Origin of the sequence: Streptomyces sp. P13-3-3, assembly GCF_050571355.1 — a bacterium.
Classification (GTDB): Bacteria; Actinomycetota; Actinomycetes; order Streptomycetales; family Streptomycetaceae; genus Streptomyces; species Streptomyces althioticus.
Genome location: NZ_CP192228.1, coordinates 1,207,080 through 1,223,006 on the forward strand (window position 1 = coordinate 1,207,080; position 15,927 = coordinate 1,223,006).

The following is a 15,927-nucleotide window of genomic DNA, read 5'->3' on the forward strand; positions in this document are numbered from 1 at the left end:
AAGGTGTTCCTGAACGCGTCGAGGGGGCGGACCCGCCTGCGGGCCCGCCCCCTCGGTCATGCCTGAGGCGTCAGGCGCTCAGTTCCTGCGCCACCAGCTCCGCGATCTGGACCGCGTTCAGGGCCGCGCCCTTGCGGAGGTTGTCGTTGGAGACGAACAGCGCCAGGCCGTTCTCCACGGTCTCGTCGCTCCGGATGCGGCCGACGTACGACGGGTCCTGGCCGGCGGCCTGCAGCGGGGTCGGGATGTCCGTGAGGACCACGCCGGGCGCCTCGGCCAGCAGCTCCGTCGCGCGCTCCGGGCTGATCGGGCGGGCGAACCGGGCGTTGATCTGGAGCGAGTGGCCGGAGAAGACCGGGACGCGCACGCAGGTGCCCGAGACCTTCAGCTCCGGGATGTCCAGGATCTTGCGGGACTCGTTGCGCAGCTTCTGCTCCTCGTCGGTCTCGTTCAGACCGTCGTCGACGAGGTTGCCCGCGAAGGGCAGCACGTTGAAGGCGATGGGGCGCTTGTAGACGCCGGGCTCGGGGAAGTCGGCCGCCGCGCCGTCGTGCGTCAGCTTGTCGGCCTCGTCGATCACCTTCTGCGTCTGGCCGTGCAGCTCCGCGACGCCCGCGAGACCGGAACCGGACACCGCCTGGTACGTGGCGACGACCAGCGCCTCCAGGCCCGCCTCCGCGTGCAGCGGACGCAGCACCGGCATCGCGGCCATCGTCGTGCAGTTCGGGTTCGCGATGATGCCCTTGGGGCGGTTCGCGATCGCGTGCGGGTTGACCTCGGAGACGACGAGGGGGACCTCGGGGTCCTTGCGCCAGGCGGACGAGTTGTCGATCACCACGGCGCCCTGCGAGGCGACCTTCTCGGCCAGCGCCTTGGAGGTCGCGCCGCCCGCGGAGAACAGGACGATGTCCAGGCCGCTGTAGTCGGCGGCGGAGGCGTCCTCCACCGTCACGCCGTCCAGCTCCGTACCCGCGGAACGGGCCGAGGCGAACAGGCGCAGCTCCGTGACCGGGAAGTTCCGCTCCTTGAGGATCCTGCGCATGACCGTGCCCACCTGACCGGTGGCTCCGACGATTCCGACCCTCACGGCGACTCCCTACTGCGTCTCTCGCGTACCTGATGTGCCTGGACGGGGCGCTTCCATCATGCGGCCGACCACGCCCCGGCTGTCCAATTCTTTGCCACGACCGCCCGCACAGTGGGACGAACCGGCTGGGGGCGCCGGTTGCGGACCTTCGGCTCCAACCCCCCTGAGCTGCAGAAATTCCCCCCACGGGGGCCGTCGGCCGCAAGGACCCCTGCCCAGGCCGACCCTGTCCACACGAAGGTGTGACGTACGCCTCTACGCGCCCTCCGGATCCGTCCGAACGTTCCGGGCGCCCGTCGCGTCGTAGGAGAAACAGCGTGAGGGGGGTGAGCGGTGCTGCGCGGAAGAACCCGGCGCGGCCGCGGGCCGTACGTCGCCGACGACGACCCGCTGGACGCGGCGCAGGAGCGCCGGGTGCGGGCGGTGCTCGCACTGGGCGGAGTACCGCAGGCGGACCTGCCGGACGGGGTGCAGCAGGTCCGCCTGCGGCTGCTGGAACGCGCCGCGAGCGGCAGGGAGGCGCCCCGGGACGTCTCGGCGTGGGCGGCGGTCGTCGCCTCCAACCTCGCCATGGACTGGCACCGGGCGAAGCGGCGGCAGGAACGGCTGGGGGAGCGGCTGGCCGCGCTGCGGCCCGCCGAGGCGCCCTCGGGGGAGGAGAGCAGCGTGCTGTCGCTGGCCGTCGCCCGGGGCCTGGACCGGCTGCCCGACGCGCAGCGCCAGGTCGTCGTGCTGCGTTTCTACGCCGATCTGCCGGTGCGCTCCATAGCCGAGCAGCTCGGCGTGCCGGAGGGCACGGTCAAGAGCAGGCTGCACAGCGCCGTACGGACCCTGCGGGCCCGCCTGCACGAGGACGAGGTGGTGTGACGTGACCGCCCACGACAACAACGGCGACCGCGACCCGGCCCGTGCGGACGACGGGCACGAGAATCTCCGGCCCGACGCACCGGAGCCCTCAGGAACCGCCCAGGCCGATCGGGGGTGCCCGGCGCCGGGGCCCGGCGGACGTGGGGACGACGGCGAGCGCGGAGGCCGGGGGCGCGGTACGCCGGGGTCCGGCGGACGCCGGGGCAGTGGCGTGCTGCCTGGTGGCTCGGTGAACGGAGGGGCGGGGAACGGATCGTCCGAGCGGGACGCGTCCGTGCCGGACGGGAGCGAGCGGTACCCGGCGGACGCCCTCGCGGTGGCCCTGTTCGGGGAGGAGCTCCCCGAGGGCGTGCGGGAGGACGCCGCGTTCCGCGCGGAACGGGACGCCGCCCTCGCGGACCTCGCGGTGCTGGGCGAACAGCTCACGCTGATCGGGGACGTGCTGGCGGGGCGAGAAGAGGCCGCTCCGGCCGGGGAGCGGCCGGCCGAGGACGCCGGGGCGGCCTGGCCGCTCCCCGCACCGGCCACGCCCGCCACGCCGCTCCGGCGACGGCCCCGGTACCGGCCGCTGAGGCTCGCGCTCGGCGGGCTCGCCGCCGCGGCCGCGGCGAGTCTCGTCCTCGGCCTGGGCTGGCTCGTGGCCCAGGGCGGCTCGGCGGTCGACTCGGCGGTCCCCGGGGCCGCCTCGGACGCCAAGGAGGACACCGGCTCCACCCCCTTCGGCCCCCGCTACCTGGCGTGCGCCCGCCTCGTCGCCGAGGGCAGGGTCACGGCACTGGAGGAGGTGCCGGGCACCGGCGGCGTCCAGCGGGTCACCCTGGCGGCGAGCCGGTACTACAAGGGGGACGGCCCGGTGACCTTCCTCCGGGACGACGCCGCGGAGGTTCCCCTGCGCCTGGGCGACCAGGTGCTGGTCGGTCTGTCCCCCGGCCTCGCCCATCCGGACCGGACGGTCGTCGGCGAGGCGGAGATCGCCCCCGTCCGGGCCGGGATCGTCGCCGCTCTCCCCGCCTCGCGCACCGCGGGCTGCGACTGAGCGGGGCGGACACGGCGGAGGGGCGGGCGCCCGTACGGACGCCCGCCCCTCCTGTTCGATCCGGTGCGCAGCCCGACTACTCGACGACCTTCTCGATCGCCACGTTGCCGATGCCCGCGACCGTGCCGCGCGCGTTCACCAGCTGCACGCGGCCGAAGAACGCGCGTCCCTCGGGAGCCGCGGCGGCGACGGTGACCTCGCCGGAGACGGCGGCCTCGGCGCCCGTGCCCAGCTTCACCGGCGCGGACTCGTCGACGGTGACGGTGCCGAGCGTGGCGGAGAAGAACACGTCCAGGTAGTCGTACTCCGTCGTGCCGGCCGGGACCGAGTAGCCGTCCACCTCGATGGTGTACGTGCCGGCCTTCGGGGAGGCGATGGAGACGGACTCCTCCGAGTCGCCGTCCGCGGACTGGGCGACCCGGTTGCCGGCCTCGTCGTACACGGCCAGGTCCAGGTCGGCGGCGGTGTCGGAGACGTTGCCGATGGAGACGTCCAGCGACGCGGCGCCCTCGGGCACCTCGACCGTGGTGGTGTGGACGTCACCCGTGGAGATCGACGGGCGGGCCGTCTTCGACGAGCCGAGCGGACCGCCGACCAGCTTGCCGTCGATCGCGGCGGCCTCGTTGGTCACCGTCCAGTCGACGGCGGCCGGGGTGCCGACCTTCGCCTCGGGCACCGTGACGGTCTCCGGGTCGAAGGCCGCGCCGAGCACCGCGACATCCAGCTTGTACGGGTTGTCGAGCAGCGGCGAGGTACGGCGCGCCTCGACTTCGATCTCCCACACGCCCGGCTGCGGGGCCGCGTACGACCGCACGTCGGGGCGGCAGGTGTTCGCCGGGTTGCTGTAGTTCGGGTAGCAGTTGACCGTCGAGGTCGGGTCGGACGGCACACCGTACGGGTGGATGGAGATGAACCGGGTCTGGCTCGTCGCCTTCAGCCCGCTCATCGCGACCTCCAGCGTCTTCGCGCCCTCCGGCACGGTGACGAAGTAGGAGGTGGTGCTGTTGCGCTGGACCGTGCCCTTCGCCGAGTAGGTGTACTTCACCGGCGCGGAGACGACCACGGTGGTGAGGATCTGCCGGTCCACGCCCTCGGTGCGCGGGTCGTCGACCTCGAGGATCGCGCTCTTGATGCCGGCCGTGCGGGACTTGGCCTCGACCTTGACGGTCACCGGCTTGTTCAGCGGCAGCGAGACCTTCTTGCCGCCGACGACGCGGAAGGTGTTGTCCGCGTTGTTCGCCAGGTCCAGCTTGTGGCTCACGGCGCGGTCCGGGCCGGACGTACGGGTGATCGTGACGTCGTACGTCTTCTTCTGGCCGGCCTTCAGGCCGCCCTCACGGTCGTACAGACCCGTGCCGAAGCCGGGGGTCTTCAGGAACTGGTCGATCGCGGTGTCGACCGGCGCCTTCACCGTGTACTCGTGCGCGGTGGCGCCCTTGCGGATCGCCTTCCAGGCGTCCACGACGTCGATCAGGCCCGCGCCCTCCTCGTAGGCCTGCACACCCTTGATGTGCTTGGCGGTGGAGGTGAGGGCGGTGCGCAGCGTCGCCGGGGTGAGGCCGATGCGCTGCTGCTTCGCGGCGGACAGCAGCAGGGCGGAGGCGCCGGCGGCCTGCGGGGAAGCCATCGAGGTGCCCTGGAGCATGCCGTAGCCGGCCGGCAGGGAGTAGCCCGCCTCGGCGACCGGGGCGCCCGGCAGCCAGGTCTGGATGGTGTTGATGGCCGCGCCGGGCGCGGTCAGGGTCGGCGTGAAGCCGCCGTCCTCACGCGGACCGCGCGAGGAGAACGGCATCATCGCGTACTTGGTCTTCACCTCGGAGCCGTAGTTGGCGGCCCAGGTCTCCTTGGAGACGGACGCGCCGACCGAGATGACCTTGTCGGCCAGGGCGGGGTCGCCGATGGTGTTGGCGCCGGGGCCGGAGTTGCCCGCGGAGATCACCAGCTGGACGCCGTAGGTGTCGATCAGTCGGTTGTACAGCTCGGCGCGGGCGTTGTTGCCGTCGTTCAGCGCCGGCAGACCGCCGATCGACATGTTGACGATGTCGACGCCGCGCTTGGTGACGAGGTCGATCATGCCCTCGGTGAGCGCGACGCTGGTGCAGCCGCCGGACCAGGTGCAGGCGCGCGAGGACACCAGCTTGGCGCCGGGCGCCGCGCCGTTCATCTTGCCGCCGAACAGGCCGTTGGCAGCGGTGATGCCGGCCACGTGGGTGCCGTGCTCGGACTCGATGACGCCGATGTTGACGAAGTCGGCCTTCTGGCCGATCCAGTCGCCGCCGTAGGGGTCCATCGGGACGTCCTTGCGGATCTCCACGACGAACGGCTGCCGCTCGGCGACGTCGGTCTTCGGGTCGTCGGTGCCGAACCACCCGATCTGGAAACCGTCCTTGTACGGCTTCATCGGGGTGTCGTCCGAGAAGTCCTGGTTGTTGTTCAGGTCGACGCGGACGGTGCCCTTGGCCGGGTCGTAGAGCACGCCCCAGACGTCGGTGGTGTCGCCGTCGCGGTTGGCGTCGCCGGCCGCGTCACCGCCCGCGGTGTAGGACTCGCGGAAGAGGCTGACCTGGTAGGAGCCCTGCGGGGCCTTCCAGGTGGCGCCGCCGTAGGTGAAGGTCGGGCCGGAGACCGCGTTGACCATGGGGCGCCACGTCTGGTCGCCGTCCACGATCGGGTCGGTCGCCGTCACCCAGTCGACGATCTTGCGCTCGCCGGTCGTGGTCTTCTGCAGCGCGGGGTGGGAGAGGTCGACGCCGGAGTCGAGGATGCCGATGGTGACGCCGCGGCCGTCCGCCTTGGGGTTCTTCTTCACGAAGTCCACGGCGCCGGTCTCGAAGGACGGGTTGTACGGGTTCTTCGCGGGGGTCTTCTTGTCCGGGGCCGCGTAGCCCTTGGCGCTCTTGCCCTTGCCCTTGGCGGCCTTCGTGGTGTCGGCGGCCGGGGTCGGGTCGTCGAGCAGGATCTCCTCGCGCAGGTCGACGCCGTGCACGGTGGAGAGCTTGGTGGCGGCCGCGATGGCCGCGTCGGCCTTGCCCGTGGGCACGGTGGCGCGGACGTACCCGAGCTTGTTGTCCGAGCGGCCGACGGAGGCGCCCTTGACGGACTCGATCTCCTCGGTGACCTGAGCGGTCTTGCCGGGAGTCGTGGCGATCATCATCGTGACGTGCTTGGCGCCCTCGGCCTTGGCCTCGGCGAGCAGTTCCGCGTCGTGCGAGCCGAGTTTGTCGTGGGCGGACTTGACGCCCGCGTCGGCCGGGGCGGCGGCCGGGCTGTCGGCGGCGAGCGCCAGCGGGACCGGCCCGGCCGCGGAGAGCGCGGCGACGAGACCGGCGGCGACGGCTATGCGGGCCGCACGTCTGGTGCCCGATATGGGGGCGCGCTGCGGGGAGTTGGTCATCGGCATCCCTTGCAAGGAGCGAACGATCGGGAGCGGCCAGGAGTGATCGGTCCTGGTCGCGGGGGTCCGGAAGTGCACTACCGGACGATCGATGAGCTTCGCGTAAAGGGCGGATGTTTGGCGAGGGTTGGCCGGAAGGCCGATGGAGGTGTGGGGAAAACCCCCGGTACGCGTAAGGGGAGTTCGCGTCGGAAGCGGACAAGTCCGTCATGGTCGTGCAGGGTGGGTGTCCACAGTGCGGACCTGCCCGAATACGCCCCTGCGCGCCCCGGGCGGCGCGGGGTACCGTCCGGCGGTGCGAAGGACATCGAGGGTGGCGGCCTACGCCGTGGTGGTGCGCGACGGACAGATCCTGCTCGCCCGCTCACGGGGTGAGAGCGGCGTCCTGGAGTGGGTGCTGCCGGGCGGTGGCACGGAACACGGCGAGGACCCCTACGACACCGTGCGGCGCGAGGTCGAGGAGGAGACCGGCTACCTCGTGGAGGTCACCGCACTGCTGGGTGTGGTGTCCCGCAGCCGAGCGCTGCAAGGACGCTTCCGCCGCCCGGTCGACCACCACAGCCTGCGGTTCGTCTACGAGGGCCGGATCACCGGCGGAGAGCTGCGCGACGAGATCGGCGGCTCCACCGAGCACGCCGCCTGGCAGCCCCTCGAAGCGCTCCCCGGCCTGGTCCGCATCGACCTGCTCGACATCGCCCTGCGTCTGTGGCGCGAACGTCCCGCGGGCGGACACCTGGAGCCCGAAGGGTAGACCGCGCGACGCGCTCGCGCGGAACGTCCGAAACATGGTCAACCACCGCGGGCCCCGGCAACCTCGCCGCCCCGGACGCGGTTTCCCCCTGCGACCACATGAGACGAAGCGGGGAGGAACAGGCATGCGGAAGCGGATGCGGACGACGGCGGTGGCAGCGGTGGCGGTGGCCCTCTCGGCGGCCCTCGCGGCCCCGGCGGTCGCGGCGGGACCCGGCGGCGGCCGTGCAGGGGACACCGGCGACCACAGGGCGACCGCCCGGGCCGTGCGGGCCGCGGTCCAGGACGGGGTGCCCGGCGTGACACTGCGCGCGCAGGACCGGCGCGGCGTGTGGACCACCACCGCCGGGGTGGGCGACCTGCGCACGGAGCGCCCGCGCTCCCCGCGCGACCGCTACCGGGTCGGCAGCATCACCAAGACCTTCGTGGCGACGGTGCTGCTCCAGCTGGAGGCCGAGGGCAGGCTGTCGCTGGACGACACCGTCGACTCCTGGCTGCCCGGCCTCGTCACCGGCAACGGCCACGACGGCACCCGGATCACCCTGCGGCAGCTGCTCAACCACACCAGCGGGATCTTCAACTACACGGCCGACGAGGACTTCGCCCGCACCTACTTCCTCAAGGACGGCTTCTTCGAGCACCGCTACGACACCGTCGAGCCCGAGGAACTGGTGCGCGTCGCGACGTCCCACGAGCCGGACTTCGCGCCCGGCGCCGGATGGAACTACTCCAACACCAACTACGTGCTGGCGGGCCTCGTGATCGAGAAGGCCACCGGCCGCCCCTACGGCGAGGAGATCCGCCGCCGCGTCCTCGCGCCGCTGCACCTCACCGGCACCTCGGTCCCGGGCACCCGCACCGGTGTACCCGGACCCAGCAGCCGCGCCTACGGCAAGCTCACCCTGGACGGCGGCGGACCCGTCCACGACGTCACCCGGCTCAACCCGTCCATGGCCTTCTCGGCGGGCGAGATGATCTCCGACTCGAAGGACCTGGGCCGCTTCTACCGCGCCTTGCTCACCGGACGGCTGCTGCCGAAGAAGCAGCTGAACGAGATGACCGACACGGTGACCGTGGACGACACCCACGGCTACGGACTGGGCCTGATGAGCACCGAGCTGAGCTGCGGGGTGACCGTCTGGGGCCACGGCGGCGGCATCCACGGCTCCACCTCCGACGCCGTCACCACCCGCGACGGGCGCCACTCGCTGGCGTTCAACTTCAACGGCGACTGGAGCGGGGACACCGAGGCGGTGATCGAGGGGGAGTACTGCGGCGACTGATCCGCGGGCGGCCGCCGGGGCACACCTCGGTCCGGCGGCCGCCGTCCCCTCCGACGCGAGTGGGCGGCCGCACTAGCGGGGCAGCACCACGACGTACGCGGCCGGTTCGCGGTCCGCCGACGCCATCAGGGCAGTGCGGACCACCGCCGCCTGCTGCTCCGCCGCGTCCCGCAGCTTGCGCGGGGTGATGTGCACGACCGTGATGCCCAGACGCTCCAGGTGCTCGCGCTTGCGGGCCTGCTCCGCCCACTCGGCGTCGTCCTCCGGCCGCCCGCCCGGCCGGGGCGCGCGGGTGTCCAGCTCCACCGCCACCGCCTGCTCCGGCCAGTAGGCGTCCAGGCCGCCCAGGTGCGGGCCGCCGGGCAGCCGCAGATCCACGTTCCAGCACGGGTCCGGCAGGCCGTACTCGCGGACCATCCGGTACAGCCGTGACTCCGCGAGCGCCCGCCCCTCTGCCAGCAGCGAGTCCACCGCGTCCACCACGTGCGGGCGGTGCAGCAGCTTCGCCGCCGTCAGCTCCCGTACCACCACGGCCGGTTCGCAGTGCCCGCCGCGCACGGCCTCCGTCAGCAGCCGGCGCACCACGACCGCGTCCTTCAGACCCGCCACCGCGTCGGCCAGCGCGCGCGGCACCGGGGCCACCGGCAGGCCCGTGACCTGCTCCGGGACCGGCAGCGCGGCGGCCCGCACGATGCGGGCGCAGCCCGTCGACCGCAGCCTGCGCAGGCGCGGCACCAGCACGTCGAACGTCTCCTGGGACGGCAGCGGGGGAGCGGACGTGAAGCCGTGCAGGGTCAGCGCGGCCAGACCGGTGATCATCGCCTCGCCGTAGGGGGAGGCCGGCGGCTCGTCCCGACCCGGCTGCACGGGCACGCTCACGGTCCGCTCCCGGGCCGCGTACAGCAGCACCGCGTGCAGCCGCTCCTCGCTGGTCGGCGGCCCCGGGTGCAGCAGGACGACGCCGGGCAGCAGCTGCTGCCAGGGCCCGCCGGGACGGCACTGCTCTCCGGCCTCCGCGGCGGAGACGCCGTGTGCCCGCAGTTGCGTGTGGGTCAGCACACGGCGTCCGGTGCCGGTGGCGAGGTGGTGCAAGGGGCGCGGGGAGAGGGGGGTGTTGTGGTTCATGACCGGCAATTTCCCGCCTCCGGCCGCCCCTCGAACCCCTGTTACACGCCCGTCGACGAACCCGGACAAGCCCGCACTAAAGGACGCCTGTTCGGATACCGAAAGCCGCTGGTCCGTTCGGGTGAGGAGGCGGGGTTACGGGGGCGAATGCCCCCGTTCGGTAACGGGGGTCGCACACGCCGGAGGGGCTGTCGGCAGCCCCTCCGGCGTATGAGGAGCGGGGTCCGTGGCGGAGCCCCGGGGGATCAGCCCGCAGCCGCGTCACACGCCTGCCCCCGCAGCGCCCGCGCCAGATCGTCCCGCGCCTCCAGCACGAGCCGCCGCAGCGCCGGCGCCGCGTCCTCGTGGGAGGCGAGCCACGCGTCGGTCGCGTCCAGCGTGCCCCGCGAGTCCTCGTAGGACGGGAACAGACCCCGGACCACGTCCATGCCGATCTGGATCGACCGCTCCGTCCACACCCGCTCGATCACCGCGAAGTACTTCTCCGCGTACGGCGCGAGCAGCTCGCGCTGGGACGGCTGCGCGAAGCCCGCGATCGTCGCCTCCACCAGCGCGTTGGACAGCGCGTCCGACTCCACGACCTGCGCCCAGCACTGCGCCTTGACCGCCTCCGACGGGCGGGCCGCGAGACAGCGGACGTGGTGACGGCGGCCGGACGCGGTGTCGTCCCGCGCGAGCTCCTCGTCCAGCCGCTTCTCGTCGGCCGCCCCGTGCGCGGCCAGCGGCTCCAGGAACGCCCAGCGCAGCTCCTGGTCCACCTCCAGACCCGGCAGGGTCACCGTGCCGTCCAGCAGCGACGCCAGCAGCTCGAAGTCGGCCTCGGTGCACGCCACGCGGGCGGTGAACCGCGCCCACGCCAGCTGCTGCTCGCTGCCCTCGCCGGCCGCCCGCAGCTGCTCCGCCGCACCCTCGGCGAGCCGCCGCCCCGTCTCCTCGCGGCGCTCGGGCGCGGTGTAGTGCACGGCCGCCGACTCCGCCCAGGCGTGCAGCATCTGCAGCACGCCGATGTCGGTCTCGCGGCCCGCGAACCGCAGCACCAGGGCGATGAAGTCCCGGGCCGGCAGCAGCGCGTCGCGCGTCATGTTCCACAGGGCGGACCAGCACAGCGCGCGGGCCAGCGGGTCGGTGAGGTCGCCGAGCGCCTCCCGGAGCGTGGCCAGCGAGGTGTCGTCGAAACGCGTCTTGCAGTACGTCAGGTCCTCGTCGTTGACCAGCACCAGCTCCGGCGCGTCCGCGCCCGCCAGCTCCGCCACGACCGTGCGCGGGCCCTCGACGTCCGTCTCGGCCTGGGCGTACCGCTCCAGGGTGCCCGAGTCCGTGCGCCGGTACAGGCCCACCGCGACCCGGTGGGGACGCAGTTCGGGGTGCGACTCCGCGGCCTCCTGCACGACGGCCAGTTCGTCCACGGTGCCGTCCTCACGCAGCAGCACCTGCGGGGTGAGGGAGTTGACCCCGGCCGTCTCCAGCCACGCCCGGGACCAGGCGGCCATGTCCCGGCCGCTGGTCTCCTCCAGCACGGACAGCAGGTCGCCGAGGCGCGTGTTGCCGTAGGCGTGCCGCTTGAAGTAGCGGCGGGCGCCCTCCAGGAACGCGTCCTGCCCGACGTACGCCACGAGCTGCTTGAGCACGGAGGCGCCCTTGGCGTAGGTGATGCCGTCGAAGTTGAGCTTGGCGTCCTGGAGGTCGCGGATGTCGGCGGTGATGGGGTGGGTGGAGGGCAGCTGGTCCGCGCGGTAGGCCCACGCCTTGCGGCGGTTGGCGAAGGTGATCCAGCCGTCGGTGAAGCGGGTCGCGCCGACCAGGGAGAACGCGCCCATGAAGTCCGCGAAGGACTCCTTCAGCCACAGGTCGTCCCACCACTCCATGGTGACCAGGTCGCCGAACCACATGTGGGCCATCTCGTGCAGGATCACGTTGGCCCGGCCCTCGTAGGAGGCCCGCGTCACCTTGCCGCGGAAGATGAACTCCTCGCGGAAGGTCACCATCCCCGGGTTCTCCATCGCGCCCAGGTTGTACTCCGGCACGAACGCCTGGTCGTACTTCCCGAACGGGTACGGGTGGTCGAAGTGGTCGTGGAAGAAGTCCAGGCCCTGCTTGGTGACCAGGAAGACGTCGTCGGCGTCGAAGTGCGGGGCGAGGCCCTTGCGGCACATCGCGCCGAGCGGGATCTCCAGCCGGGTGCCGTCCTCGAAGACCCGCTCGTAGCGGTCGGTCACATAGTGGTACGGACCCGCGACGACACACGTGATGTACGTCGAGATCGGCTTGGTCTCCGCGAACCGCCAGACCCCGTCCGTCAGTTCGCCCGCGCCGTTGCTCCACACCGTCCAGCCCTCGGGGGCCCGCACCTCGAAGCGGTACGGGGCCTTCAGGTCCGGCTGCTCGAAGTTCGCGTAGACCCGGCGGGCGTCGGCCGGCTCGTACTGGGTGTACAGGTACACCTCGCCGTCCTCGGGGTCGACGAAGCGGTGCATGCCCTCGCCGGTGCGGGAGTAGGCGCACTGTGCGTCCACCACGAGCTCGTTCTCGGCGGCCAGGTCCTCCAGGAGGATGCGGCTGCCGTCGAAGACCTGGCCGGGGTCCAGGTCGCGGCCGTTCAGGGACACCGCCGTCACGCTCGGGGCGATCAGGTCGGCGAAGCTGCTCGCGCCCGGCTCGGCGCAGCGGAACCGCACGGTGGTGACCGACCGGAAGGTGCGCGGTCCTTCGCCCTCGTGCCCGCCCACCGCGGACCTCAGGTCCAGGGACACCTCGTACCCGTCGACGGACAGCAGCGCTGCCCGCTCCCGGGCCTCGTCACGGGTCAGGTTCTCACCGGGCACGGGCGGACTCCTCATGCGTCGTCGACAGGGATGGACAGGACCGATCCTGCCATGCGCCCCTGACGCGGGTCAGCCGGGAATGGCCAGGGCGAGCCACGGCGTTGCCACGGGGAAACACTGCCTTCACGAGGAGCGACATGTCGGACAAGTCTCCCGCCACGCCCGTCGACTTCTGGTTCGACCCGCTGTGCCCCTGGGCCTGGATGACCTCCCGGTGGGTGCTGGAGGTGCAGAAGCAGCGGGACCTGGACGTCCGCTGGCACCTGATGAGCCTGGCCGTCCTCAACGAGGACAAGCTGGACGAGCTGCCCGCGGAGTACCGCGAGATGCTCGAGGTGAAGGCCTGGGGGCCGGTGCGCGTGGTGATCGCGGCGCAGGAGGAGCACGGCCCGCAGGTGCTCGGCGACCTCTACACCGCGCTCGGCACCCGCATCCACAACCAGGACGAGGGTCCCGGCAAGGAGACGGTCGCGGCGGCGCTGAAGGACGTCGGGCTGCCCGAGTCGCTCATGGACCACTGGGACTCCACCCCGTACGAGCCGCAGCTGCGCGCCTCCCACAAGGAGGGCATCGACAAGGTCGGCCAGGAGGTCGGCACCCCGGTGATCGCGGTCCCCGGACCCGACGGCGAGGAGATCGCCTTCTTCGGCCCGGTCGTCACCCCCGCTCCCCAGGGCGAGGAAGCCGTCCGCCTCTGGGACGGCACCCTCGCGGTCGCCTCGGTCCCCGGCTTCTACGAGATCAAGCGCACGCGTACGAAGGGGCCGGACTTCAGCAACCTGTGACGGGGCTCAGTCCGGAGGCAGCAGCTTGACCGGCTTGGGGAACGGTCTGGTCGCGGCCCATCGGCGCAGTGTGCGGCACTGCGCACCGGTGTCCGTGTCCACCACGTTCTCGCAGATCCAGAAGTCGTAAGTGGCCCGGAGCCCCAGCTGTCGCTTGGCCGCAGCCTCCTCCTCCCGGTTCAGCAGACGGTGAGGATGCGGGCCGCCGCACGTCGAGCATTCCAGCGTCAGTCTCCTGGGTGTCGCCATTGCGCAACGATGACCCGGAATGCCGCATACCGGAAGCCCCCGCGAGTGGGACCTCGCGGGGGCTTCCGGGTGGGGCAAGGGCGTCAGCGGCGCTCGCGTGCCCGCTGCCAGGCGTAGCCGACCGCCGCCAGCGCCAGCGTCATCGCGCCCGTCGAGTACAGCTGCACCCGGGTGTCCGGTTCGCGGGCCATGAGGACGAAGACCGTCGCCATGCCGGCCAGGGCCACCCAGGTCAGCCATGGGAACGCCCACATGCGTACGGCGAGCCGCTCCGGCGTCTCGCGCTCCAGGCGGCGGCGCAGCCTGAGCTGGGAGACGGCGATGAAGATCCAGACGACCAGGATCACCGCGCCGATCATGTTCAGCAGCCAGGCGAAGACGTCGTCGGGACGCCAGTAGCTCAGCAGCACGCACAGGAAGCCGAACACGGACGACGCCAGCACGGCGACGCGCGGCACCCCGCCCGACACCCGGCCCAGCCACGTCGGGCCCTGGCCGCGTTCCACCAGCGAGTAGCCGATGCGGGAGGCGCCGTAGATGTTGGCGTTCATCGCGGACAGCAGCGCCACCAGCACGACCACGTTCATCAGCTGGCCGGCGCCGGGGATGCCGAGCCGGTCGAGGGCGGCGACGTAGGGGCCGTTCTCCACCACCTCGGGGGAGTCCCAGGGGACGAGCGCGACGATGACGGCCATCGAGCCGACGTAGAAGACCGCGATCCGCCACATCGCGGTGCGCACCGCGCGCGCCACACCACGGACCGGGTCCTGCGACTCCGCGGCCGCGATGGTCACCGTCTCCAGGCCGCCGTAGGCGAAGACGGACGCGAGCAGGCCGATGACCAGGCCCTCGCCGCCGTTGGGCATCAGCTCGCTGAGGTTCGATCCGCCCGGTGAGTCGGTGCCCGGCAGCACACCGGCCAGCGCCAGCGCGCCCAGCACCAGGAACAGGGTGATCGCGCCGACCTTCAGCGCGGCGAACCAGAACTCGAACTCGCCGAAGTTCTTCACCGCCGCGAGGTTGGTCCCGCAGAAGACCACCATGAACAGCGCGACCCACGCCCACTCGGGTGTGCCCGGCAGCCAGCCGTGGACGATCTGCGCGGCGCCGATGCCCTCCAGGCCGACCGCGGTGCACAGCAGCACCCAGAACGCCCATCCTGCGGTGAACCCGGCCCAGGGGCCGATGGCCCGCTCGGCGTGCGAGGAGAAGGACCCGGAGGAGGGATACGCGGCCGACATCTCGCCCAGCATCCGCATCACCAGCATGACCAGCAGGCCGGAGAGGGCGTAGGCGATCACGATGGAGGGGCCCGCGGCGGCGATGCCGGCGCCGGAGCCGACGAACAGGCCGGCGCCGATGACCCCGCCGAGGGCGATCATCGACAGGTGGCGCTGCTTGAGTCCGTGCGAGAGGGCGACGCCGTCGGTCTCGGCGGGCGTCTCGACCTTGGTGAGGGGCATGGGCGCGGCTCGTCCAATGTGGGGGGAGACGACAAAAACGCCCCCAGTCTGGGCGGCCGCCCGGCGGTCCCGGGGCAGCCGCCCAGCATGTGGACGCCGGTCAAGCGGAGGGTTACAGTCCGCTCACTGCGGGGTGGCCGTCACGCGGCGGCCGGCACCTTCGCCACGCTCGTGTAGTGCGACGCGTCCCCCTCGATCGCGTAGGACTCCTTGCCGTCGATGCCGACCGGCACGTCACCGGCGACCGTCACCCGGTGCAGGCGGCGGGGCAGGCCGTCGTAGTTGTCGATCGCGTAGTGCTGGGTGATGCGGTTGTCGAACAGCACCAACTGGTTCGGCTCCCAGCGCCAGCGCACCACGTTCTCCGGACGGGTGACGTACGCCTGGAGCAGGTCCAGCACCTTGCGCGACTCGCCCTTCGACAGGCCCACGATCCGCTGCGCGAACCCGCCGATGAACAGCCCGCGCTCACCGGTGAGGGGGTGCACCCGCACCACCGGGTGGACGCTGCGGTACTTCACGGAGGTGAACTGGGCGCGCCGGGCCGCCTCGTCCTCGTCGACCGCCTCCTCCGGCACGGCGTAGTCGTAGTCGTTGGTGTGCTCGGCCCAGAGCGTGTCGGCCAGCCGGCGCAGCGGTTCGGGCAGGTCGCGGTAGGCGGCGGCCGAGCTGGCGATCAGCGTCTCGCCCCCGTACGGCGGGATCGTGACGCTGCGCAGGGAGGTCGCCTGCGGCGGGTTGAGGACGAAGGTGACGTCCGTGTGCCAGTTGTTCGCGGCCCGCCCGCGCCCGCTGTCGACGGGCAGAACGCCGGGCGCGCCCTCGACGGCGGGCACGGTCGGGTGGGCGCCGGTGATCTCGCCGAAGTGCCGCACGAACGCCTGCTGCCCGGCGTCGTCCAGGTGCACGTCGTCGAAGAGCAGCGTCTTGTGCTCGTTCAGGGCGTCCCGCAGCGCGGTGACGGTGGCGTCGTCCAGCGGGCGGGAGAGGTCGACGCCGGCGACCCGGGCGCCGATGTTCGCGGTGACCTTGGTGATCCGGAGGTCGGACATGAGGGGTGTTCCTC

General features: G+C 72.3%; 11 protein-coding genes. 5 read left to right on the top strand and 6 right to left on the bottom strand.

Annotation, left to right across the window (positions count from 1 at the left end; translation table 11 throughout):
- Positions 1-70: 70 nt before the first annotated feature.
- Positions 71-1,087 carry an aspartate-semialdehyde dehydrogenase gene (locus ACQZOG_RS05520; RefSeq protein ID WP_033276843.1) on the bottom strand — a complete coding sequence of 339 codons (1,017 nt, stop codon included), beginning with the start codon at positions 1,085-1,087 and terminating at the stop codon, positions 71-73.
- Positions 1,088-1,420: 333 nt separating this feature from the next.
- Between ACQZOG_RS05520 and ACQZOG_RS05525 the strand changes: the two genes are divergently transcribed.
- Positions 1,421-1,954: an RNA polymerase sigma factor gene (locus ACQZOG_RS05525; RefSeq protein WP_037639533.1), complete on the top strand. Its 534-nt coding sequence runs from the start codon at positions 1,421-1,423 to the stop codon at positions 1,952-1,954.
- 274 nt (positions 1,955-2,228) lie between these two features.
- Entirely contained in the window at positions 2,229-2,990 is a 762-nt protein-coding gene (locus ACQZOG_RS05530) for a hypothetical protein (protein WP_430741335.1), read from the top strand.
- Positions 2,991-3,066: 76 nt separating this feature from the next.
- Here the strand turns inward: ACQZOG_RS05530 and ACQZOG_RS05535 are convergent, their stop codons facing one another.
- The gene (locus ACQZOG_RS05535; RefSeq protein ID WP_430741336.1) at positions 3,067-6,384 is read right to left on the bottom strand and encodes a S8 family serine peptidase; all 3,318 of its coding nucleotides are present in this window, start codon (positions 6,382-6,384) and stop codon (positions 3,067-3,069) included.
- Between the two features lie 313 nt (positions 6,385-6,697).
- Between ACQZOG_RS05535 and ACQZOG_RS05540 the strand changes: the two genes are divergently transcribed.
- Positions 6,698-7,135, top strand: coding sequence for an NUDIX hydrolase (locus ACQZOG_RS05540; RefSeq protein ID WP_191881478.1), 438 nt, complete (start codon positions 6,698-6,700; stop codon positions 7,133-7,135).
- A 124-nt stretch (positions 7,136-7,259) separates the two neighbouring features.
- Positions 7,260-8,417: a serine hydrolase domain-containing protein gene (locus ACQZOG_RS05545; RefSeq protein ID WP_354794514.1), complete on the top strand. Its 1,158-nt coding sequence runs from the start codon at positions 7,260-7,262 to the stop codon at positions 8,415-8,417.
- A gap of 72 nt (positions 8,418-8,489) precedes the next feature.
- Here the strand turns inward: ACQZOG_RS05545 and ACQZOG_RS05550 are convergent, their stop codons facing one another.
- Together ACQZOG_RS05550 and pepN are read right to left on the bottom strand one after the other, a co-directional pair.
- Positions 8,490-9,542 carry a hypothetical protein gene (locus ACQZOG_RS05550; protein WP_230227955.1) on the bottom strand — a complete coding sequence of 351 codons (1,053 nt, stop codon included), beginning with the start codon at positions 9,540-9,542 and terminating at the stop codon, positions 8,490-8,492.
- A gap of 245 nt (positions 9,543-9,787) precedes the next feature.
- Positions 9,788-12,364 carry an aminopeptidase N gene (pepN, locus tag ACQZOG_RS05555; protein WP_037639520.1) on the bottom strand — a complete coding sequence of 859 codons (2,577 nt, stop codon included), beginning with the start codon at positions 12,362-12,364 and terminating at the stop codon, positions 9,788-9,790.
- 137 nt (positions 12,365-12,501) lie between these two features.
- Between pepN and ACQZOG_RS05560 the strand changes: the two genes are divergently transcribed.
- The gene (locus ACQZOG_RS05560; RefSeq protein WP_033276850.1) at positions 12,502-13,149 is read left to right on the top strand and encodes a DsbA family protein; all 648 of its coding nucleotides are present in this window, start codon (positions 12,502-12,504) and stop codon (positions 13,147-13,149) included.
- Between the two features lie 332 nt (positions 13,150-13,481).
- Here the strand turns inward: ACQZOG_RS05560 and ACQZOG_RS05565 are convergent, their stop codons facing one another.
- Both ACQZOG_RS05565 and ACQZOG_RS05570 read right to left on the bottom strand, forming a co-directional pair.
- On the bottom strand, positions 13,482-14,861 hold the full coding sequence (locus ACQZOG_RS05565; protein WP_033276851.1) for an amino acid permease: 1,380 nt from the start codon (positions 14,859-14,861) through the stop codon (positions 13,482-13,484).
- A gap of 140 nt (positions 14,862-15,001) precedes the next feature.
- Positions 15,002-15,913, bottom strand: a complete 912-nt coding sequence (locus tag ACQZOG_RS05570; RefSeq protein ID WP_365165269.1) for a TauD/TfdA dioxygenase family protein — start codon at positions 15,911-15,913, stop codon at positions 15,002-15,004.
- Positions 15,914-15,927 lie beyond the last annotated feature (14 nt).